Raw genomic sequence first — 22,099 nt, 5'->3', positions numbered from 1 at the left:
TGTTTAAGAATTTATTGCACGACAATTAATCCTATCGCTCCCTTATCCGCCTGCATTAAATCAGATGCACCAAATAGAAAAGGTTGCATATTAGAAGATAGATTATCAAATTTGACTATTAGTTGAACATTTCCCTTAATCCAAACTGTATCTTTCCAAACTAATTCACTTTCTTCAGTGACTTGTCCATCAATACTTTCGATCAGGAATTTAGCGCCTTGTATATAAAACCCAGTTGGAATTGAACTGGTTAAATGCCAACGTTCAATTGAGCCTTGTTTCACATTAATATCGATACGACGAGGGTCAAAGCGTTTTTGATTAATCATACCGTTACTCGCATCAATATGGAATGAACGCTCTTGAGTAATCTGTTTCGGCAACATTGCATGACTAGTAAATTGTAAATTAGGATTACCATTAAATACAGATAATAGCCCTTCAGGTCTAAATTCAAGAACTGTGTTTTCGGATAGCTCATTATCTGAATCAAATAATAGCTTCGCTTTATCTACAATTCCTCGTTTCGCACCTGCAATTAAAGAAACATTTCCGCCTTCATTGAGATCAACTAATAATTCAACACGCTCACCAGGAGCAACAAAAATATTCTTCACAGCTTTACTTTGCGGTAAAAAACCTTGATCTTTAGCGATGACGAATAAATCACGGTCATCTTCCATTCGTAGATCATAAGCTCGAGAAAGAGAAGCATTAACAATACGTAAACGAATCCATCCTCGACTAACCGATAAATAAGGAGATTCTTGACCATTTACTAATAGGCGTTCACCATAAAAGTGCGGTTCATTTTGTTGAAATAATTGTGTGCCAGTACTGTTAATTTTATGATCTTGTAAAATTAAAGGAATATCATTTACACCATATTTATTGGGCAATTTTGCTTTACGACTTTCCTCATCTTCGACAATCCAAAGCCCTACTAGCCCTCGATAGGTTTGATATGCGGAACTGGCTAAGGTACAAGCATGATAATAGCAAGTGGCCGCTGGTTGGCTAATTGGAAGAATAGGAGACCAAGCTTGACCGGGCTTTAAGCCATGACCAATTCCCCCAATTAATTCACCCGAAGCCTGTAGGCCCTGAATATTGAACGCCACCAGTTGAGATAAATTATTTCGCCAGGTTAACTTAACAAAATCACCTTGTTTTACTCGAACTGTCGGCCCTAAATAACGACCATTGAATCCCCAAACCTCCACTAATTTTCCTGAATTGAATTCAAACTGTGTAGTTTCTGTGCTGAGAATCACAGGACGTCCTCGACTACTTTCTAGCACGGGTGGGATTATTAACGGTTGACGGCTAGCCGCTAATAAAGGCATGGGAATAGCAGTAAGAGCTGTCGCAATTAAGGTTCTTTTAAAAAATTGACGACGAGAATAATTTTCCATAAAAACTATTTTCCTGACTGAGCAATTTCAGCATCAAGTTCTGCAATGCGCTTTTCCATTAAATCATGACAATATTGCGCAAGTTCACGTACATTATCTTTTGTATAATTGGATACATCAATCGGCTGCATAATTTCACAGATTACTTTACCATTATCCCAACGATTTAAATCAATTTTATTATGTGTTGTGGAACAAACCACAGGAATAATAGGTACGCCAGCAGTTAAAGCGGCATGAAAAGCCCCCGTTTTGAAAGGCAACAATCCTCTACCTCGGCTACGCGTTCCTTCTGGAAACATCCAAATTGATAAATTATCACTATTAATACGGGCAGCAACTTCAGCCATAGTATTATGAGCACGACTTTTATTTTCACGATCAATAAAAATATTGCCTGTCACCCAATATAAAAGTCCAAAGAAAGGAATCCAAATAAGGCTTTTTTTACCCACGGTCACCGTGCGATCTCTCACCATATAAGAAATGGTCACCATATCGTAGTTATTCTGATGATTTCCAATATAGACAGCTCGAGGATAGGTAGCTACACCCTCAGGAAAACGATGTTCCACATTTAATCCAAATAATGGACATAAACGCCCAAAACAACGCGCCATTACTCCTACATTACTTGGTTTTTTAAAACGAATAAATGAATAAATTGTGCCTAATACACAAATTAAGATACAGCAGACCGTCACTACAATAATTCGAAGTAATTTCAACATAAATTTGATACCTTTGATAAATTTGGTAAAGTATAACGAAATTAGGAAAATAAGTGTAGAACATCGCAATAAAAAATCGGGTTCTTACCTATTTTAGCTTCTATTTTGATAACAAGTTAACTGAATGAAATTAATGAAAAAAACTTATTTTATTGCCGATCTTCACCTTAGTGAAAATCATCCAGAACTCACCGCACTTTTTATTGACTTTATGCAAAATCAAGCGCCACAAGCAGAATCTATTTATATTCTTGGCGATCTATTTGATTTTTGGATCGGAGATGATGAGAAGTCTTCAGTAATTAAAACGGTACAAGAGCAAATAAAATTTATTACTACACAAGGAATTCCTTGCTATTTCATTCATGGCAATCGAGATTTCTTAGTTGGTAAAAAATTTGCGGAGCCTTGTGGATTACAACTCTTACCTGAATATCAGGTAATTGATTTATATGGCACGCCAACCTTAATTTGCCATGGTGATACCTTATGCACTGATGATGAAAAATATCAATTATTCCGCAAAAAAGTCCATCAAAAATGGCGTCAATGGTTATTCTTACATTTACCATTAAAAATTCGTATTGCCATTGGTAAAAAAATTCGCATGCAGAGTAATGCAGATAAGAAACTGAAATCTGAAGATATTATGGATGTAAATGGTGAGTTTGTACTACAAACCTTTAAAGATTTTAATGTTACTCTAATGCTCCACGGCCATACTCACCGTCAAAATATTCATAAAATTCCACCGCACTTTACTCGCATTGTATTAGGTGACTGGAGACCTAACGCACCTTCCGTATTAGAATTTAGTGAACAGGGATATCAATTTATCTAATAAAAAAGCCCATTGCATAATGGGCTTGATCATTGTGTTAAAAATCCAGATTTGTTCTGCACTAAGGCACAGGAAATATTTAGATATAGCGTACAACTAGTGCAAAAAAACTGTAATCCTAAAGTAACATCAAATATGCAAGTTACTTAACACGTGAAACATATTCACTTGAACGAGTATCCACTCGAATCACTTCACCAATTTGAACGAATAGAGGAACCTTAACTACAGCACCTGTACTTAATGTTGCTGGTTTACCACCGGTACCTGCGGTATCACCTTTAAGACCTGGATCAGTATCAACAACTTCTAATTCTACGAAGTTTGGTGGAGTCACTGTAATTGGATTACCATTCCATAATGTAATAATACACTCAGCTTGGTCTAATAACCATTTATCAGCATCGCCCACGGCTTTAGCATCTGCTGAATATTGTTCAAATGTTTCTGGATGCATAAAATACCAGAAATCTTCATCTTTATATGAATAATTTAAGTTTAAATCCATTACATCGGCACCTTCAACAGAGGTTCCTGATTTAAAGTTAATATCTAATACTTTACCTGAAATTAATTTACGAATACGAGTACGCGTAAAAGCCTGGCCTTTCCCTGGTTTTACAAATTCATTTTCAACGATAACGCAAGGTTCACCATCTTGCATAAATTTTAGACCTGGTTTGAAATCACTGGTAGTATATGTAGCCATTATTATCCTCAATTTGATAGAGTTGTTTTTTAAAGTGCGTATTTTAACCCAAAATCCCCCAATTAGAGAAGAGAATTGGCTAGAAATTCTTGCAAATTCTATTTCGGATCCTAAAGTTTTATTAGAGAAACTTAACTTACCTATTGAAAAATTTGAAAAAGATATTGCTGCACGTAAATTATTTGCTATGCGTGTACCTATGCCATTTGTGCAAAAAATGGAGAAAGGAAATATGCATGACCCACTCTTCTTACAGGTGATGTCATCAAAAGAAGAATTTTCTATAGTTGAAGGTTTTTCTACCGATCCACTCGAAGAACAACAACTCGCAGCACCGAATGTTTTACATAAATACCATAATCGCTTGTTATTAATGGTCAAAGGTGGTTGTGCAATTAATTGTCGATATTGTTTTCGTCGCCATTTCCCTTATGCGGAAAATCCTGGCAATAAGGCTAGTTGGACAAAAGCATTGGAATATATTGAACAAAATTCACAAATTGAAGAAGTGATTTTTTCAGGTGGCGATCCACTTATGGCGAAAGATCACGAACTGGCGTGGTTGATTCAACATCTTGAAGACATACCCCATATACAACGTTTACGTATTCATACCCGTTTACCTGTAGTTATCCCGCAGCGTATTACCGTAGAACTCTGCAATCTGCTTAATCGCTCTCGTTTACAGATAGTCATCGTCACACATATTAATCATGCAAATGAAATTGATGAACAATTAGCACTGGCTTTAGCTCAACTTAAGGCGGCCAATGTCACCTTACTCAATCAATCGGTATTATTAAAAAATGTGAATGATAATGCACAAACCTTAAAAACCTTAAGTGATAAATTATTTAAAGTCGGTATTCTTCCCTATTACTTACATTTATTTGACAAAGTTCAAGGCGCAAGCCATTTTTATATTCCCGATGAAAGTGCGGTAAAAATTTATAAAGAATTACAAACGCTAACCTCTGGTTATTTGGTACCAAAACTCGCTAGAGAAATTGCTCATGAACCCAATAAAACCCTTTATGTAGGCTAATTGAAATAAATAAATTTTAGATTTAACATAGCAGTGCTTAGCATGAGAATATTCTAGGCAAAACTTGAAAGATCCGATAAAATAAATCAGTTTTATTGATATCAACTCATTGAGTAGAACAATAATCAAGATGATATTATCTAGTGAGTTTTCATTAGAACAATTTCAACCACAAAATTTTTCATTTTGTGACCGCACTTTTAAGTGCATCCCTGAGTAAAATAAAGTTTAGCATTGAGGTATATTGTGGACAGAACGCCAGAAAATAATCCATCTTCAGAAAATCCATCACAAAAAGAATTGGATTTAGGCATTAACCAAATTGAGCCTGTAACACCTAAAAAAGTGTACACCTCAGAAACATCAATTTTTGATAAAGCAAAAGGTGGCTTCAAAGGTATTTTTGCTAAAAAAGAAAACCTATCACCAAATCAATTTGCTGTTCGTAAAGAACCTACTTTTGGCGAACCAAGTTCAATGAATCCCGCTACATCAAATATTAAAGTAGAAAAAGCAATAGAAGAAACGGTAGTCAAAGTAGAAAACAGTTCAACATCTATAGGAAATGAGTCTAATACTACTGCACACGAGATTAAATCAGAATTTATAGCTTCGACAGAAACATTAAAATCCAATGTTGAGCCAATCCGTACTGAGCCAAACACTGAAATTCCAAAAGCACAATCTACATTGTCCGAAGCCTCTCCTACAAATCAACCTCAGCATTTATCAGATAATACTGAAAAAGCAAAAATTAAAAATCCTGAGGATTGGAAAGTAATGCAAAAATTACCTCGTAAACACCGCCGTTTAGTAATTGCAATTGTTGTTGCGTTGCTTGCTCTATTAGCCTTACTGTGGTTAAAACCAAGCTCTGATACCGTGCAAGATTTTCAAACTGGTGGAAATAACAATTTACCGATTGAATTCCAACCATTAGATCAAAATCAACCTGTTGAAAACGCTGATGCAAATAATGTTGTTGCTACTCAAGATGGCGCTGCACCTGTAGATGCTAGCCAAGCGGCAACACCAGCTCCAGAAACAACAAATGCACCACAAATGCCAACTACACAATCCACTCCAATTGCTTCACAAATAACAGCAGAACCGGTAAAACCAGTTACCACTGAAGCACCTAAAGCAATTGAAAAAGTAAAACCACAAGAACAAGTTAAAACAAAATCTGTTGAAAAAGCTAAAACCGTTGAAGTCACTAAAGTGAAACCAACAGAAAAAACTAAGGTAGTGGAACAAGTCAAAGCTAAACCTGCTGAAAAACCGCAAAATTCAGCAACTAATAAACCAATGGTGACAGAAGCTAAACCAGCGACGACAAGCAGTGCTAGCACCAAAATCACGCAAAGCACTAGCCAAAAGACATTAACGATTCCACAAGGTACATCATTAATGCAAGTCTTTCGTGATAACAATTTAAATATATCTGATGTCAATGCCATGACAAAAGCAAATGGTGCAAATGGTGCATTAAGTGGCTTTAAACCTGGTGATAAAGTTCAGGTTTCATTGAACCCTCAAGGACGTGTTAGCACTATGCGTTTATCAAATGGTGCAACATTCACACGTCAAGCTGATGGCACATACCAATATAAAAAATAATATGGAGCAAATATTTTGAAAAAAGCATTCTTACTTCTTATTCCTTTTATGACAGTTGCTTGTACTCAAATAATGAATACAATGCCAGAAAATCCGAAACCTATAGCAAAAACTAACGAGGTTTCAGATAAATCATTTCAAAAAGGAAGCGCCATACTTTATCGTTGTAAAGATGACAAAGAAGTAAGAATTATCCGCAATATTCAAAATAAAAAGGCTAAAATGGGAAAACAAAACCGATTTTCCTCCATTAATGTAACCTTTAACAATATTACGGAAAAACTCACCTCAACCGTATCAGAAAGCGGTAATAGCTATACGAATATTCACTGGCATTGGTTTGAACGTGATGATTTCAATATTCTCACAACAAGTGTAGGTCAAGTATTAGCAGAACAATGTATTATCGCAAATAGTTCATTTTCAGCTCATACAGCAACCAAACAAAAATAACTGTTCTTAATCAGCTAATAAAAAAATGCAGAGATAAGCTTATACCCATCTCTGCATTTTTTATATTAAGAGAAATTATTTATTTTTACTTTCTTCATATAACCATTCTGCAACTTGTTTAGCAAAATAAGTCAAGATGCCATCTGCACCCGCACGTTTAAAACATAACAAGCTTTCCATAATACATTCTTTCTCTTTCAACCAACCATTTTGAATCGCGGCCATATGCATTGCATATTCACCCGAAACTTGATAGGCAAAAGTTGGAACGCCAAAATAGTCTTTAACACGATGAACCATATCTAAATAAGGCATCCCTGGTTTTACCATCACCATATCAGCACCCTCTTGTAAATCCAAAGCTACCTCTTGCAGACCTTCATTACTATTAGCTGGATCTACTTGATAAGTTTTCTTATCGCCACCTTTTAAATTACCTGCAGAACCCACAGCATCACGGAACGGACCATAGTAATTTGATGCATATTTTGCAGAATACGCCATGATTTGGGTATTAATGCAATTATTAGCTTCTAATACCTCTCGAATCTTACCAATACGCCCATCCATCATATCACTTGGAGCGACAATATCTGCACCTGCTTGAGCATGAGATAAAGCTTGTTTAACTAATACTTCTGTAGTCACATCATTTAGCACATAACCATCATCATCAATAATACCATCTTGACCATGTAATGTATAAGGATCTAATGCTACATCTGTTAATACTCCTAATTCAGGATAAGCAGATTTTAATGCTTTTACAGCTCGTTGTACTAAACCATTTGGATTATATGCTTCCTCAGCCATCAATGACTTATGTTCAGCCCCTACCACTGGGAATAAAGCAATTACTGGCACACCATATTTCACTAATAACCCTGCTTCAATAAGCAATTGATCGATTGTTAAACGTTCAACATTAGGCATTGATGGAACAGCTTCACGATAATTTTCGCCCTCAATCACGAAAACGGGATAAATTAAATCATTTGCAGTTAACGTATTTTCAGCCACTAAACGACGACTAAAATCATGTTTACGTAAACGACGTAAACGGCGAGATGGGAAGCCAGTAAAAATTTGTTGGGTCATAAGATATATCCTTTTCTTTGTTCTTTTTTGAAATTAAAGAAAATAAAAAGGCACGAACTATTGCTCGCGCCTACACGTAAATCATTTTTTACTATTTATGTTCTACAACATCTGTTGATTGACTACTCACACTATCTTCTTCATCTTCAATTCTAGGTTTATAGAATCGAGCAAACATGACGCCAATCTCAAATAATAAGCACATTGGAACGGCTAATAAGGTTTGAGAAAAAACATCTGGAGGTGTAAGTAACATACCAACAATAAACGCACCCACAATAATATAAGGGCGTTTGTTTTTTAAATCTTCTGGTGTTGTCACCCCTGTCCAACATAGCAAAATAATAGCTACAGGAACTTCGAAACACACGCCAAAAGCTAAAAATAAGGTTAAAACAAAATCTAAATAACTACTAATATCCGTCGCAATAGCTACGCCATCAGGTGCGGTTTTAGTTAAAAAACTAAATACTAATGGGAATACAACATAGTATGCAAATGCCACACCTGCATAAAACAGAATAGTACTTGAGAATAACAATGGATAAACCAATTTTTTCTCATGTTGATATAAAGCTGGAGCAACAAATGCCCAAATTTGATACAAAATAAACGGCACAGAAAGAAACACTGCCGCAATACCAGTAAGTTTTATCGGTGTAAAAAATGGGGCTGCCACATTCGTTGCAATCATTGTTGAACCTTGTGGCATTTGATCTAACAATGGTGTTGCGATTAGATGATAAATATTATTAGAAAAATAAACCAATCCACAAAACACCAGTAATACAAAAATAAGTGAACGCAGTAAACGATCACGTAATTCAACTAAATGGGTAATTAGGGGTTGAGACTCTTCAACGCTACTCATAGGATTCTCTAGATTAATTTAGCTTTTACGCTCAATGACCATGTCATCATCTGGGGGTGCATATTTTGCAAGCATTTCTGCTGCTTGATGTTCAATCTCAGCCTGTTGACGTTCTAACTCTGCTTGAGTGTCTAACTCAGCTGCTTCTTCTTCGAGTTGTTCCGTTGCTTTAGCTGAAAGTGCGGTAAGATTTTCAGAAATTTCTACATTCAGTGAATTTTCTGTAGATTGCGCAATCTGTTCTACCTGCTCAGATACTTGAGCAACTTGGTCTGAAACATTTTCTGCAAGCGCATTTTCTTCACGCATTTTTTGAATCTGTTCCTGCATTGTCGTATTAGTTTCAGCGGCAGCTTTATCCAAGTCAGCCTTCATTTTTTCTGCTGAAGCTTTTAATTCATCGACTGTTTTTGCCAGATCAGGAGAAAGCGTTTTCAAATTGAGATTTTCAGCTTTTTTAATGCTTTCTTGTAATTCTTGAAGTTTTAGTTCTTGAGATAACTCATTTTGTACATTGGCTGCTAAACCACGAATTGTACGAACCCATCCCATGATCGTTTTTATTGCCACAGGCAAACGTTGTGGACCTAACACCACTAAGCCCACAACAAAAACTAAAAATAACTCAGAAAAACCAATATCAAACACAGATTAAGCCTGTTCTTTATCTTTTACTTTTTCAGAAGTTGCTGCCGCTGAATCATCTTTATTTAAAGATTTAAATTCAGCATCTTTAGGAGCATCTTCATTCATTGCTTTTTTGAAACCTTTTACTGATTCACCTAAATCCGTACCTAAAGTTCTTAATTTTTTAGTACCAAATAATAAAACAATAATTGCCACAATGATAAGTAATTGCCAAATACTAATTCCGCCCATAGATTTTCCTTTTTAATAATAATGAATAAATTGTCGGTGAATATACCTCGTTTAGTCAAGATGAACAATAGCCAACAGGGATTATTTTCTATTTTTTGTATTTATTTCATCACTCTTTGATCGAGCCCAAAGTTGTTCGTATTTTTAGAAATGATAATGCTAATGTTGAAATAAACAATACAAAGCCGACGCCGATATATAAACTTTGTTTATTCCAACCATCATCTAATAACAAGCCAGCTACAATAGGTGCCAAAATTGCACCAATACGACCAATACCAATAGACCAACCAACACCAGTACTACGAATATCAGAAGCATAAATACTTGGATTTAATGTATAAAGCCCACTAATACAACCATTCATAAACCCACCAACTAAAATAGCAAAGATCATTGCCAACCAAAGCATAGAAGCTGAAAGGATAAATACTACAACAGTTATCGCTGATAATATGGTGAAAGCTAATAAAATGCTTTTAGCTGACCAACGACTCGCAAGTAAACCATAAAGCAATGAACCACAAGTTCCTCCTAGAGAAATCATCATGCCTACACTAACACTTTGTTCTGTAGTCATTCCCGCGTCTTTTAATAAAGCCGGTGTCCAAGAACTGACAAAGTAATAGCCAAACATTATGGAAAAAAAAGCAATCCAAATAAGTGCGGTAGATTTTCGATAATTTTGGTTAAATAATTGGTTAATTGGTAATTTACTCACTGTCGAAGTTACTTTTTCAGGCAGTAACCATTCACCTTTCAGCCCCATTTTCCTTGTAATTTTATTCAATTTACATTGGGCATTACGAGGTTGTTTAGTGATTAAAAAATCAATAGATTCTGGCAACCAAAATACCAAAACAAATAAGCAAATTGTCGTTAATACAAAGCCGGCAATAAAAACCGCGTGCCAACTATATTCCTGTTGTAGCATGACCGCAAACATTCCGCCTAATACAGCACCTACGCCAAATCCAGAAGCATAAATGCTAATTGCTAGGCTACGCCATTTACGAGATGAATATTCACTAGTAAGGACATTAGTGCCCACTAATATTCCACCAACACCAAGTCCAGTAATTACACGCCAAATGGCTAAACTATTGAAACTTGCACTGTAGGCTGAACCCAACATTCCTAATGCTGAGAGGCTAACAGAAATAAGTAATAATGGTCGGCGGCCAATTTTATCAGCCACAGGAGCCAAAAATAATGAACCTGCTGCCATTCCTAAAAGCCCAGCACTCAATAAAGAGCCAAGTTCAGTGCCAGTTAAAGCTAAGTCATTTCGAATAGCAGTAGCAGTAAAAGCCAACGCTAACACATCAAAACCATCTAATAAATTCATGACACTAGCAATAATAATTATCATCCATTGGTATGCTGACATGATACTACTATCAATTGTTTCTCTTAGGTTCATAGGGGGTCCTTCTTAATATTAGTTATTGCATGATTGGACTACTAATAAATTGCGAAGAATAAAATTCAAAACAATTCCATACGCAGGTACAAACAATACAATACCGACAAATAACTTAAATAAATAATCTACAATCCCAAGTTCTAGCCAATGCTCAGCCATAAAGGGATCAGTTGATTGGTAAAATGCGACCGCAAAGAACAAAAAGGTATCTGCCATTGAACCAAATACCATTGAACTACTTGGTGCAATCCACCAATGTTTTAATTGTCTTAAGCGATTAAATACCAATACATCTAATAATTGGCCAAAGGCATAAGCCAAAAAACTTGCAATTGCAATGCGAAACACAAAACTATTAAAGGATAGCAATGCTCCAAAACCTTGGAATTGACCATCAGAAAATAATGTTGAAATCACATAGCTAATCACCAGCGCAGGAACCATTACAACAAAAATAATCCATCTAGCCTCTTTTGCCCCAAAGATTCGAACTGTCAAATCTGTTGCTAAAAATACAAATGGAAAAGTAATAGTCCCCCAAGTACTATGAAAACTAAAATCCTCTTGAGCACCAAGTGCGGTCAGAGGTAAATGAATTTCAAAAGGAACTTGAACTAAATAATTACTAGCGGCGATCACTAAAATATGAAACAAACTTATAAAAATTAACGCCCGTTGTTTTTGTTGATCATTGAAGATCTGAAGATATGCTTTCATTGATATACCTTTTTGAAAATTGGGGTTAGGGAACCCAAACTGAAAAACTACATCACAAAATGTAATACGAGCGCAGAATAATACTTAATATAAAAAAATATGCAACTAGAAATCAAATGAAAGAGTTTATGGATTTATATGAATAAATTTAATAATAAATAGAATGGCGGTGAGAGGGGGATTCGAACCCCCGATGCACTTTCGCACATACACGCTTTCCAGGCGTGCTCCTTCAACCACTCGGACATCTCACCATTTTGGCGTTACAGAATGTAACTGGGGCAGAAACTATAAGAATTTACTTGGCTTTCGTCAAGTTTTTTTTGTTTTTTATTGAGTTATCTCATGAATATATGAACAATTTAAGGATAAAATATACATATTGTTACTCATCAACAGAGTTAATCTTCTATTTTTACCCCTATATTTGGATTTATATGTTAAAAAAATGGTTTATTACTAAAAATGCCTTTCTTACTGTTAAACCTTTCAGTGCACTTAAGGATAGCTTTCATCATCAATATACCAAACAACACCTTATCAAAGATATCATTGCAGGCTTAACTGTTGGTGTGATAGCTATCCCCCTTTCTATGGCACTTGCCATTGCAAGTGGGGTTCCTCCACAGCATGGACTTTATACTGCTATTGTGGCAGGTATCATTATCGCACTCGCAGGCGGTTCTCGGTTCAATATTTCTGGCCCTACTGCTGCATTTGTGGTTATTCTCTACCCAGTAACACAACAATTTGGATTAAGTGGATTACTCATAGCAACCTTATTATCTGGTATTATTTTAGTTATCATGGCATTCCTACGTTTAGGTCGTCTTATTGAATATATTCCATTACCCGTAACTTTAGGGTTTACCTCTGGTATTGGCATTACGATTGGTACACTACAAATCAAAGATTTTTTTGGTTTAAATATCACAAAAATGCCTGAACACTATTTGGATAAACTTCACACATTAATCATAGCGATGCCAACGATTAATTGGGCTGATGCAGCTGTTGGTATAGTAACGTTATTAGTGCTGATTAATTGGCATAAACTCCGTTTATCCATTCCTGGGCATCTTCCTGCGGTCATTATTGGTACATTACTTTCTTTAGGCTTAATTAGCTGTGGTTTTCATGTTTCAAGTATTGGTTCAGCCTTTACATTTACATTAGCTGATGGTTCTATTGGTCACAGCATTCCTAATGTTCTGCCTGAAATTACCTTACCTTGGAACATTCCTAATGCACAAGGTGAAGTAGTCAATTGGAATTTTGATAGTATACAAGCACTTTTACCCGCTGCCTTTTCAATGGCTGTACTCGGTGCAATAGAATCATTATTATGTGCCGTAATATTAGATCACATGACTGATACTAAACACCATTCAAATAATGAATTATTAGCACAAGGATTAGGCAACATTGTCTCTCCATTCTTAGGAGGGATCACCGCTACAGCAGCTATTGCACGTTCAGCAGCAAATGTAAAAGCAGGAGCACAATCCCCTATCGCAAGTGTTGTACATGCAATTTTAGTATTATTAGCATTATTACTTTTCGCTGACATACTTTCTTATTTACCATTATCATCAATGGCAGCTCTATTACTCATGGTGGCGTGGAATATGGCTAACGTACCACAAATTATCAGCCTTATTCGTCGTTCAGGTCGTAATGAAATTGCCGTATTATTAACCTGTTTAATTTTAACTGTATTATTTGATATGGTTATTGCTATTACTGTTGGTGTGTTATTAGCAAGCTTATTATTTATCCGAACAATTGCAGAAATGACGAAATCATTTGAAGTTGTCCCGCCAGAAGATTTAGATGATGTTTTAGTATATAAAATTAGTGGCCCATTATTCTTTGCAGCAGCAGACAACTTATTTGCAGATTTACATGAAAAAACTGTTCATACAGACTATACTATTCGCCATATTGTACTACGTTGTGATTCGGTAACCGTACTCGATGCAGGTGGAATTCACGCATTAAGCCGTTTTGTACAACATATGCTACCCCACCAAGAGTTATATATGTGTAACATGCAGTTCCAACCATTACGTATGATTGTGAAATCTAATTCTGTACCAGAAATAAAACGTATTCATTTCAGTAAGAATCTACAAATTACTTATAATAAAATCCGTACATTGGAAGCAGGATATAAATCATCATTAGAATAAATTGAAGTTAAATTGATCATAAAAAGGGATATATCTCCTTTTATTATTTTATTAAAGAAAATTTTTCAGATTTCAACCGCACTTTGTCGTAGCGACTAGTCATCTTATAGCATATTAATAAAAAAGGAATCTTTACGATTCCTTTTTTAATATTTGATGATTATTAGCTACGGCGTTGACAGCGCTCTTTAGCTTCACCACGCTCTTTAAATTCCTTACGAGGAGAGCGTTCGCGTTCGTTAAATGAACGACCACCACGCTCATTAAAACGACGCTCTTCGCGTCTGCCACTATCTCGACGGTCATTACGGTCATTGCTACGACGATTACCGTTACTACGACGATTACCGTTACTACGACGTTCGCCACGCTCACGCCCTGTTGAACCATTGGCTTCACTTACAAACGTCATACGCATTTGTTTATTTAAGACGCGTGCTTTAGCAAATACGTTTAATAATTCTTTCGGCAAGCCTTGCGGTAATTCAACCGTTGAATATTCATCATAAAGTTTGATATGTCCAATATTACGACTATTAATGTCGCCTTCATTTGCAATAGCACCGACAATATGGCGGACATCCACACCATCAGCACGACCCACTTCAATACGATATAAATCCATTGGAATAGGATTACCATAACCACGGCGCTCTTCTGAACGACTATCACGACGATCACGTCGATCGCCACGTTCACTACGACGATCATCACGTTCACGACGAGTGCGTTTTTCCATTGGTGGATCAGGTGGAAGAATAAGTTTCTGTTTGCCCTGAAGTAACATCAACATGGCTGCTGCAATATCTTCTTGATCTTGATCCGCTGTAAATAAGTCTTCTAACAACAAGCGATATTGTTCTAAATCACGATGTTCTAATTGCTTAGTAACTTTGGCGGTAAATTTTGAACGACGACTTGCTTGTAATGCCTCATGGTTCGGAACTTCCACTTCTTCAATTGGCTTCTTCATTAATCGTTCAATATTACCTAATAAACGACGTTCACGAGGTTCTACAAATAAAATAGCACTACCAGAACGACCTGCACGACCAGTACGTCCAATACGATGAACATAAGATTCCGCATCTAATGGAATATCATAATTAACCACCAAACTAATACGTTCAACATCTAAACCACGAGCTGCTACATCAGTTGCTACTAAAATATCAAGACTACCATTACGCAAACGATCTAAAGTTTGCTCACGTAATTGTTGTGTCATATCACCATTCAACGCTGCAGCACGGAAACCGTGTTTTTCTAGTAATTCCGTAATATCTAAGGTGCCAGTCTTAGTTCTTGTAAAAATAATTGCTGCATCAAAATCTTCTACTTCTAAAAAGCGTAACAATGCATCATTTTTACGGAAGCCTCGTACATACCAACAACTTTGAGCAATATCTGGATTCGTACGTTGTGTAGATTGAATTTTAACTTCTTGTGGATCCGTCATAAAACGTTTTGTAATGCGACGGATTGGCTCTGGCATAGTGGCAGAGAACAGGGCCGTTTGATGTTTTTCAGGTAATTCTGCCATCACAGTTTCAACATCATCAATAAAGCCCATGCGTAACATTTCATCTGCTTCATCAAGAACAATAAATTTCAATTCAGAAAGGTCTAAAGTGCCACGACGAATATGGTCTAGAATACGACCTGGTGTGCCAACAACAACCTGCGCACCTTGACGTAATGCACGTAACTGAATGTCATAGCGTTGTCCGCCATATAAAGTTACTGTATGAATGCCTTTTGCACCTTTTGTAAATTGCTCACAAGCATCTGCCACTTGAATAGCAAGCTCTCTCGTGGGTGCCATAACTAACATTTGAGGATGTCTTTGTTCAATATCTACTTGTGCCAATAATGGAAGAGAGAATGCCGCAGTTTTACCACTCCCTGTCTGTGCCATACCAAGTACATCACGGCCTTCTAAAAGATGTGGAATACAAGCTTGTTGTATAGGTGATGGCGTTTCAAAACCCATATCGGAAACAGCAGAAAGAATGAATTCAGGCAAGCCTAAATCCCCAAAAGTAATTGTAGTTTCAGTCATTAAAAATACTCGAATATAAAATAAGGAAAGCTCAATGCTTCCTATATGTATAAAAATTTTGTTGAGAAAAAATAAGTATGCAGTAATTGCAGATTACTCTGTAGTTAATTCTTTTTAGAATTAGAACTATCTTGAGTAAATTTCATTTGTTGCACAACAGCCTGTTCTGTTAACTCACTTGCATCTTTTAGTTTTGCAAGCTCGAACAATGCAAAACGATACTCAACAAAGTTATACACCTGATTTGCCATAGCTAACTTAAATAGCGTTTCCGCTTCTTCTATATGGCCTGCATTGAGTTTTTGTTTTGCTAGATAAAAATAAGTTTCTGTTAATACTTCCGCATATTGAGAAGACTGCGGATCAACAAAAGCTTTCGCTTTGTCTAAAAGATCTTTAACAGAAATCTGGTTCAGATAATACTGAACAATATAGGTTCCCCAGTATTCAGTAGAGAGTGTTTTAGCTCGTTCTACTAAATTTTGCGTTGCCTCGGTAGGTTTAAATTTTAATTCGTTAAGATATAACCATAACACTCGATAAGGATCGTTTTTATTTGCTTGATAGAACTTAAGTAAGTCATTCTGAGCCAAGTTATAACGTTCCATATAATAAAAATCCAACCCACGATTTAGGTATGTATATTCATAGTTAGTATCAAGTTCTAACACCGCATTAAAAGCTTCCAATGCGCTGTCATATTCACCATCTAATAATAAATAAAGTCCTAAATAATTATAGATTGCAGGCGATTTTGGCTGCAATGCTAAGGCTTGAGTAAAGTCATAACGAGCCAGTCCCCACAAACCAAGGCTGTCGTATAAAACACCTCGTTCAAAATGTAGATCAGCACGTTCTTTTTTACTCAATTGTCCAACAATCAGCATTTGGCTAATACGCACAATCATCACTTCTTGATCAAAATGTGCATTGGGATATTGCTCACCTAAAACAACTTTATTTTTAGAGACAAAAACTTGATCCGAGCTACTAATACAGCCAGATATCAAGCAAATAAAAAACAAACTAGGTAAGAATAATACAAAGTTAAACAACTTTCTCAGTTGTATCATTACCGATAAGCCTTAGTTAGACAAATTTCTTACATTTATACCGCACTTTACAGCTAATCACTCCTCTAATAACAAGGAAATTCAGTAAAGTGCGGTCTAAATTTTAAGAATTATTCTTGCTCAACAACATCTTCTTGAAGTTGTTCAGCAACTTGCTCTTGTACCTCTGCTTTAGGCGCAAGTTTCATGGTTAAACGGATACGACCTTGGCGATCGATCTCAACTACTTTAACTTGCACTTCTTGACCAACAGCAAGGTAATCACTCACTTTCTCAACTCGTTCTTCTGCAATTTGAGAAATATGTACAAGACCTTCTTTATTGCCTAAAATAGCAACAAAGGCGCCAAAATCTGCAAGACGAGTTACTTTACCTGTGTAAATTGCTCCAGTTTCCACCTCAGCAGTAATTTCTTCAATACGTGCCATTACTTGTTTTACCGCACTACCATCAACCGCGGCAATCTTCACAGTACCGTCATCATCAATATCAATTGATGTGCCAGTTTCTTCTGTTAACGCACGAATAACCGCACCACCTTTACCAATCACATCCTTAATTTTCTTAGGATCAATTTTCATAGTATGAATGCGTGGTGCAAAATCAGAAATTTCAGCTCGAGGAGCAGAAATAGCTTGTTCCATCACACCTAGAATATGCATACGAGCACTTTTCGCTTGATTTAATGCAATCTGCATAATCTCTGGCGTAATTCCTTCAATTTTGATATCCATTTGAAGTGCAGTCACACCTGTACGAGTACCTGCCACTTTGAAGTCCATATCACCTAAGTGGTCTTCGTCGCCTAAAATGTCTGATAACACGACAAATTTGTCTTCTTCTTTTACTAAGCCCATGGCAATACCTGCAACGGCGGACTTAATTGGCACACCAGCATCCATTAACGCAAGAGATGCGCCACAAACAGAAGCCATTGAAGATGAACCATTAGATTCTGTTATCTCAGAAACAACACGAACAACATATGGGAATTCAGAAATACTTGGCATCACTGCTGCCACACCACGTTTTGCTAAACGACCATGACCAATTTCACGGCGTTTAGGCGAACCAATACGACCAGTTTCACCTACAGAATATGGAGGGAAGTTATAATGGAATAAGAAAGTATCTTGGCGTTCGCCTGTTAATTCATCAAGAATTTGTGCATCACGTTCAGTACCCAGAGTTGCAACAGCAAGAGATTGTGTTTCACCACGAGTAAAAATTGCTGAACCATGAGTGCGAGGCAATACCCCTGTACAAATATCTAAAGCACGTACAGTATCTACCGTACGTCCATCAATACGAGGTTCACCAGCAATAATACGTCCGCGCACAATTTGACTTTCAAGAGAAGTGAAAATATCAATAATTTTACCTTCACTCACTTCTTCATTTTCAGCGGTAATTTGTGCAATAACTTCTGCTTTAAGTGCATCAATTTGTTCATAACGAACTTGTTTTTCAGTAATACGGTAAGCATCACCTAAGCGACTTTCAGCAATAGCTTTAACTTGATTAATCAAGGCTGTATCTGGTTCTGGAGCAACCCAATCCCAACGTGCTTTGCCTGCTTCTGCGGCAAATTCTTTGATCGCTTCAACCACCACTTGTTGTTGTTGATGACCGAATACTACTGCTGCTAACATTTGTTCTTCAGTTAAAATATCAGCTTCAGATTCAACCATTAATACTGCTTTATCTGTACCAGCAACCACGAGATCTAAACGGCTTTGTTTTTGTTCAGTCATAGTTGGATTTAATACAAATTGGTCATTGATAAAACCAACACGAGCAGCACCGATAGGGCCATTAAATGGTACACCAGATAAGGAAAGCGCAGCTGAAGCACCAATCATTGCCACTAAATCAGGAGTGATTTGTGGATTTACAGAAACCACAGTAGCAATGATTTGGATTTCATTTAAGAAACCTTCTGGGAATAATGGACGAATTGGACGGTCAATTAAACGAGCAATTAGTGTTTCACCTTCTGAAGGGCGGCCTTCACGTTTAAAGAAACCACCAGGAATCTTACCTGCGGCGTAAGTACGTTCTTGATAGTCAACTGTTAATGGAAAGAAATCTTGTCCTTCTTTGACTTCTTTTTTTGCAACTACGGTAACAAATACTGTGGTGTCATCCATACTCGCCATTACTGCAGCAGTTGCCTGACGTGCTATAGCACCAGTTTCTAATGTCACCGTGTGTTGACCATATTTAAATTGTTTAACAATTGGAGTCATTATTTTTTCCTTTTATATTAATAAGTTACAATGTTCTATTCTCCAAATTGCGACTAGCAAAAGTAATCTTAAAATAAATTTGAAAAAATTTATAAAAATCACTTTTGATAGCCGCACGCTAAAACGGAAAATAAAACTTGTTTATTATACAGAGTTTTAGATGAATTGTAATATTATTTTCCACTCCAACATTTTACTCCATTATAAGGAAAATGTATGATAGCTATACTTTATTTACAAACCAAGGAGTGACTATGATTATTGGTGATTTAACAAGTAAAACCTTCAAAGTAGGTTTACCTAAAGTGATTGCAGATATTTGCGATTACTTAAATACTTTAGACTTAGTAAGCTTAGAAAAAGGTCGTCATGATATTACAGATAAAATCTATATGAATGTAATGGAGCCGACGACTACCGCACCTTCTGAAAAACAAGCGGAAGTGCACCGCAAATATATCGATGTTCAAGTATTAATCAGTGAATCTGAAACCATTGAATGCAGTACAAACCAAATCGACTTAAGTCAATGTAATGAATACAATGAGGAAGATGACTACCAATTATCACCAAATTTTGATAGTTTAGTCATGCATACAATTACTTTAAAACCTAAAATGTTTGCAGTTTTCTTCCCGGGGGAATTACATCGTCCATGCTGTAATGTCGATGGTAAAGTTATCAGTTTAAAAAAATTAGTCGTAAAAATTCCCGTTGAAATGGTTGTTTAATTAAAATTTTTTAAAATAAGACCGCACTTTAGGCGTAAAAAGTGCGGTCTTTTTAATGAAAATTTATCACAAAAAAAGCCTTGAATAAAATTCAAGGCTGTAAATTTGGTGGAGATAATCGGGATCGAACCGACGACCTCTTGAATGCCATTCAAGCGCTCTCCCAACTGAGCTATATCCCCAAATGCGGTGAATAATAAAATCCAACGCTTAAATTGTCAATGAAAATTAAGCAACTTTTGTTTTAATAAACTCAATTGCTTGATTAATACGCGCTAATACACGTTCACGGCCAATTCCTACTAGGGTAACATCCATTGACGGAGATTGTCCTACGCCAGTAACAGCAACACGCAAAGGCATTCCTACTTTGCCCATTCCGACTTCTAATTCAGCCGCAGTTTGTTCAATAGCTTGATGAGTGCTATGTAAATCCCAACTAGATAATGCAGCCAATTTAGCTTTAACCACTTCTAATGGCTCAATTGCACTCGCTTTAAGATGTTTTTTCGCAGCAGCTTCATCAAATGCTTCAAAATCTTCAAAGAAATAACGGCTTGCTAATGCCATTTCACGCAAAGTTTTACTGCGTTCAGCGAGCATGGTCACTATATCCGTCAAGGCTGGGCCATTTGACGTATCAATGGCTAAGTCTTTATATTGCCATTCGAGGTGTTTAGCCACATATTCAGCGGGTAACTCTCGCATATAATGTTGGTTTAACCATAACAATTTTTCTGTATTGAAAGCACTCGCCGATTTACTTACATGATCTAATTCAAATAAATTAATCATTTCTTCACGAGTAAAGATCTCTTGGTCACCATGTCCCCAGCCTAAACGAACTAGATAGTTTAATAATGCTTCTGGCAAATAACCTTCATCACGGTATTGCATTACACTAACCGCACCATGACGTTTTGATAATTTTTGACCATCATCACCATTAATCATAGAAACATGAGCATAAGTTGGAATAGGTGCTCCCAATGCTTTTAAAATATTAATTTGACGAGGAGTATTATTAATATGGTCTTCACCTCGAACAACATGAGTAATCCCCATATCCCAGTCATCTACTACTACACAGAAGTTATAAGTTGGAGAACCATCAGTACGACGAATAATTAGATCATCTAATTCACTATTACTAATTTCAATACGGCCACGAACTGCATCATCAAATATAACTGATCCCTCTTGTGGATTTTTAAAACGAACAACATGAGGCTCATCGCTAAGATGGCTATGATCATTTAAACAATGACGATCATAACGAGGTTTCTCTTTATTGGTTTCTTGTGTATGGCGTAATTCTTCTAATCTTTCTTTTGAGCAATAACAACGATATGCCAAACCTTGTTCAATCATTTGATCAATAACTTCATTATAACGATCAAAACGTTTAGTTTGGTAATATGGACCATGTTCCCAAGCCAAATCTAACCATTCCATTGCTTCTAAAATTGCAGCTGTGGCTTCAGGTGTTGAACGTTCTAAATCCGTATCTTCAATACGTAATACAAATTCACCATGATGATGTTTTGCATATAACCAAGAATAAAGTGCTGTGCGTGCACCACCTACATGTAAATAACCTGTTGGGCTAGGTGCGAAGCGAGTACGTACTTTAATATTCGGATCTAAATTAAATAATGCTTTAATGTCCATTTATTATAACCTTTGAATTTGGATGTCAAAAAATTGTAAGTATTGTACTACAACGTGTTTTAATCTTTAAGGAAAGTTTTATTCTTGATAAAATAAAATGCAAATTTATGGCTAAATTTACAACAATTAACTAGTTTTTTGCAAAAATAAGTTGACTGAAAGCATATAACAATTATAATGCCAACCCACAACAGGGGCGATTAGCTCAATTGGGAGAGCACCTCCCTTACAAGGAGGGGGTCACTGGTTCGAGACCGGTATCGCCCACCACTTTTATTTTTAATTTAAGTTTCCTGTTATATGCTTAAACTAACGA

Annotated in this window: 19 protein-coding genes and 3 tRNA genes; 7 read left to right on the top strand and 15 right to left on the bottom strand. The window is 36.4% G+C overall.

Annotated elements, in window-relative coordinates; all coding sequences use genetic code 11:
- Positions 1-11: 11 nt before the first annotated feature.
- A complete protein-coding gene (locus HMPREF1052_RS01130; protein ID WP_005758708.1) occupies positions 12-1,415 on the bottom strand; it encodes a multicopper oxidase domain-containing protein in 1,404 nt (467 codons plus the stop codon).
- A gap of 5 nt (positions 1,416-1,420) precedes the next feature.
- Positions 1,421-2,146 carry a 1-acylglycerol-3-phosphate O-acyltransferase gene (locus HMPREF1052_RS01125; protein ID WP_005758763.1) on the bottom strand — a complete coding sequence of 242 codons (726 nt, stop codon included), beginning with the start codon at positions 2,144-2,146 and terminating at the stop codon, positions 1,421-1,423.
- Positions 2,147-2,279: 133 nt separating this feature from the next.
- Between HMPREF1052_RS01125 and lpxH the strand changes: the two genes are divergently transcribed.
- Complete coding sequence (gene lpxH, locus HMPREF1052_RS01120; RefSeq protein WP_040596145.1) at positions 2,280-2,987, top strand: UDP-2,3-diacylglucosamine diphosphatase; 708 nt, start codon at positions 2,280-2,282, stop codon at positions 2,985-2,987.
- Between the two features lie 142 nt (positions 2,988-3,129).
- On the opposite strand, the gene efp is transcribed toward lpxH, so the two are convergent.
- The gene (gene efp, locus HMPREF1052_RS01115; RefSeq protein WP_005758743.1) at positions 3,130-3,696 is read right to left on the bottom strand and encodes an elongation factor P; all 567 of its coding nucleotides are present in this window, start codon (positions 3,694-3,696) and stop codon (positions 3,130-3,132) included.
- 34 nt (positions 3,697-3,730) lie between these two features.
- Here efp and epmB point away from each other — a divergent pair, with 34 nt between their 5' ends.
- The 3 genes from epmB (at position 3,731) to HMPREF1052_RS01100 (ending at position 6,814) form a co-directional block, all read left to right on the top strand.
- On the top strand, positions 3,731-4,741 hold the full coding sequence (epmB, locus tag HMPREF1052_RS01110; protein ID WP_005758732.1) for an EF-P beta-lysylation protein EpmB: 1,011 nt from the start codon (positions 3,731-3,733) through the stop codon (positions 4,739-4,741).
- A gap of 246 nt (positions 4,742-4,987) precedes the next feature.
- Positions 4,988-6,361: an opacity-associated protein OapA gene (gene oapA, locus HMPREF1052_RS01105; RefSeq protein WP_005758701.1), complete on the top strand. Its 1,374-nt coding sequence runs from the start codon at positions 4,988-4,990 to the stop codon at positions 6,359-6,361.
- Between the two features lie 15 nt (positions 6,362-6,376).
- Positions 6,377-6,814 (top strand): MliC family protein, encoded by a 438-nt coding sequence (locus HMPREF1052_RS01100; RefSeq protein ID WP_005758710.1) that lies wholly within the window; start codon positions 6,377-6,379, stop codon positions 6,812-6,814.
- 75 nt (positions 6,815-6,889) lie between these two features.
- Here the strand turns inward: HMPREF1052_RS01100 and hemB are convergent, their stop codons facing one another.
- From hemB to HMPREF1052_RS01065, 7 genes are all read right to left on the bottom strand, one after another.
- Positions 6,890-7,912, bottom strand: coding sequence for a porphobilinogen synthase (gene hemB, locus HMPREF1052_RS01095; protein ID WP_005758733.1), 1,023 nt, complete (start codon positions 7,910-7,912; stop codon positions 6,890-6,892).
- 91 nt (positions 7,913-8,003) lie between these two features.
- Positions 8,004-8,783, bottom strand: a complete 780-nt coding sequence (tatC, locus tag HMPREF1052_RS01090; RefSeq protein WP_005758737.1) for a twin-arginine translocase subunit TatC — start codon at positions 8,781-8,783, stop codon at positions 8,004-8,006.
- An 18-nt stretch (positions 8,784-8,801) separates the two neighbouring features.
- Positions 8,802-9,431, bottom strand: coding sequence for a Sec-independent protein translocase protein TatB (tatB, locus tag HMPREF1052_RS01085; protein WP_005758724.1), 630 nt, complete (start codon positions 9,429-9,431; stop codon positions 8,802-8,804).
- A gap of 3 nt (positions 9,432-9,434) precedes the next feature.
- Positions 9,435-9,662, bottom strand: a complete 228-nt coding sequence (gene tatA / locus HMPREF1052_RS01080; protein WP_005758750.1) for a Sec-independent protein translocase subunit TatA — start codon at positions 9,660-9,662, stop codon at positions 9,435-9,437.
- Positions 9,663-9,771: 109 nt separating this feature from the next.
- Positions 9,772-11,085, bottom strand: a complete 1,314-nt coding sequence (locus HMPREF1052_RS01075) for an MFS transporter (RefSeq protein WP_005758762.1) — start codon at positions 11,083-11,085, stop codon at positions 9,772-9,774.
- 18 nt (positions 11,086-11,103) lie between these two features.
- Complete coding sequence (locus HMPREF1052_RS01070) at positions 11,104-11,805, bottom strand: 7-cyano-7-deazaguanine/7-aminomethyl-7-deazaguanine transporter (RefSeq protein WP_005758774.1); 702 nt, start codon at positions 11,803-11,805, stop codon at positions 11,104-11,106.
- 164 nt (positions 11,806-11,969) lie between these two features.
- Positions 11,970-12,059: transfer RNA gene (locus HMPREF1052_RS01065), tRNA-Ser, on the bottom strand.
- Between the two features lie 183 nt (positions 12,060-12,242).
- Here HMPREF1052_RS01065 and dauA point away from each other — a divergent pair.
- Positions 12,243-13,997, top strand: a complete 1,755-nt coding sequence (gene dauA, locus HMPREF1052_RS01060; RefSeq protein ID WP_005758731.1) for a C4-dicarboxylic acid transporter DauA — start codon at positions 12,243-12,245, stop codon at positions 13,995-13,997.
- Between the two features lie 163 nt (positions 13,998-14,160).
- Here dauA and HMPREF1052_RS01055 read toward each other — a convergent pair whose 3' ends face one another.
- The 3 genes from HMPREF1052_RS01055 to pnp form a co-directional block, all read right to left on the bottom strand.
- Positions 14,161-16,059, bottom strand: a complete 1,899-nt coding sequence (locus HMPREF1052_RS01055; protein ID WP_005758772.1) for a DEAD/DEAH box helicase — start codon at positions 16,057-16,059, stop codon at positions 14,161-14,163.
- A 104-nt stretch (positions 16,060-16,163) separates the two neighbouring features.
- Positions 16,164-17,132: a lipoprotein NlpI gene (gene nlpI / locus HMPREF1052_RS01050; RefSeq protein ID WP_005758703.1), complete on the bottom strand. Its 969-nt coding sequence runs from the start codon at positions 17,130-17,132 to the stop codon at positions 16,164-16,166.
- A 110-nt stretch (positions 17,133-17,242) separates the two neighbouring features.
- Entirely contained in the window at positions 17,243-19,381 is a 2,139-nt protein-coding gene (gene pnp / locus HMPREF1052_RS01045) for a polyribonucleotide nucleotidyltransferase (RefSeq protein ID WP_005758759.1), read from the bottom strand.
- A gap of 254 nt (positions 19,382-19,635) precedes the next feature.
- Between pnp and nanQ the strand changes: the two genes are divergently transcribed.
- Entirely contained in the window at positions 19,636-20,112 is a 477-nt protein-coding gene (nanQ, locus tag HMPREF1052_RS01040) for an N-acetylneuraminate anomerase (protein ID WP_005758714.1), read from the top strand.
- Positions 20,113-20,218: 106 nt separating this feature from the next.
- On the opposite strand, the gene HMPREF1052_RS01035 is transcribed toward nanQ, so the two are convergent.
- Both HMPREF1052_RS01035 and gltX read right to left on the bottom strand, forming a co-directional pair.
- Positions 20,219-20,294, bottom strand: a tRNA-Ala gene (locus tag HMPREF1052_RS01035).
- A 46-nt stretch (positions 20,295-20,340) separates the two neighbouring features.
- On the bottom strand, positions 20,341-21,783 hold the full coding sequence (gene gltX / locus HMPREF1052_RS01030) for a glutamate--tRNA ligase (protein WP_005758695.1): 1,443 nt from the start codon (positions 21,781-21,783) through the stop codon (positions 20,341-20,343).
- Between the two features lie 194 nt (positions 21,784-21,977).
- Here gltX and HMPREF1052_RS01025 point away from each other — a divergent pair.
- Positions 21,978-22,053: transfer RNA gene (locus HMPREF1052_RS01025), tRNA-Val, on the top strand.
- The last annotated feature ends 46 nt before the right edge of the window (positions 22,054-22,099 follow it).

Origin of the sequence: Pasteurella bettyae CCUG 2042 (genome assembly GCF_000262245.1) — a bacterium.
Classification (GTDB): domain Bacteria; phylum Pseudomonadota; class Gammaproteobacteria; order Enterobacterales; family Pasteurellaceae; genus Basfia; species Basfia bettyae.
The sequence above is the reverse complement of the archived record's forward strand: the minus strand, read 5'-3'. Positions and strand labels throughout refer to the sequence as shown.

Excerpts from the sequence above, each read along its gene's own strand:
- HMPREF1052_RS01130 (WP_005758708.1), bottom strand. The coding sequence starts at position 1,415 with ATGGAAAATTATTCTCGTCGTCAATTTTTTAAAAGAACCTTAATTGCG.
- HMPREF1052_RS01125 (WP_005758763.1), bottom strand. The coding sequence starts at position 2,146 with ATGTTGAAATTACTTCGAATTATTGTAGTGACGGTCTGCTGTATCTTA.
- lpxH (WP_040596145.1), top strand. The coding sequence starts at position 2,280 with ATGAAAAAAACTTATTTTATTGCCGATCTTCACCTTAGTGAAAATCAT.
- efp (WP_005758743.1), bottom strand. The coding sequence starts at position 3,696 with ATGGCTACATATACTACCAGTGATTTCAAACCAGGTCTAAAATTTATG.
- hemB (WP_005758733.1), bottom strand. The coding sequence starts at position 7,912 with ATGACCCAACAAATTTTTACTGGCTTCCCATCTCGCCGTTTACGTCGT.
- tatC (WP_005758737.1), bottom strand. The coding sequence starts at position 8,783 with ATGAGTAGCGTTGAAGAGTCTCAACCCCTAATTACCCATTTAGTTGAA.
- tatA (WP_005758750.1), bottom strand. The coding sequence starts at position 9,662 with ATGGGCGGAATTAGTATTTGGCAATTACTTATCATTGTGGCAATTATT.
- HMPREF1052_RS01075 (WP_005758762.1), bottom strand. The coding sequence starts at position 11,085 with ATGAACCTAAGAGAAACAATTGATAGTAGTATCATGTCAGCATACCAA.
- HMPREF1052_RS01070 (WP_005758774.1), bottom strand. The coding sequence starts at position 11,805 with ATGAAAGCATATCTTCAGATCTTCAATGATCAACAAAAACAACGGGCG.
- dauA (WP_005758731.1), top strand. The coding sequence starts at position 12,243 with ATGTTAAAAAAATGGTTTATTACTAAAAATGCCTTTCTTACTGTTAAA.
- HMPREF1052_RS01055 (WP_005758772.1), bottom strand. The coding sequence starts at position 16,059 with ATGACTGAAACTACAATTACTTTTGGGGATTTAGGCTTGCCTGAATTC.
- nlpI (WP_005758703.1), bottom strand. The coding sequence starts at position 17,132 with ATGATACAACTGAGAAAGTTGTTTAACTTTGTATTATTCTTACCTAGT.
- pnp (WP_005758759.1), bottom strand. The coding sequence starts at position 19,381 with ATGACTCCAATTGTTAAACAATTTAAATATGGTCAACACACGGTGACA.
- nanQ (WP_005758714.1), top strand. The coding sequence starts at position 19,636 with ATGATTATTGGTGATTTAACAAGTAAAACCTTCAAAGTAGGTTTACCT.
- gltX (WP_005758695.1), bottom strand. The coding sequence starts at position 21,783 with ATGGACATTAAAGCATTATTTAATTTAGATCCGAATATTAAAGTACGT.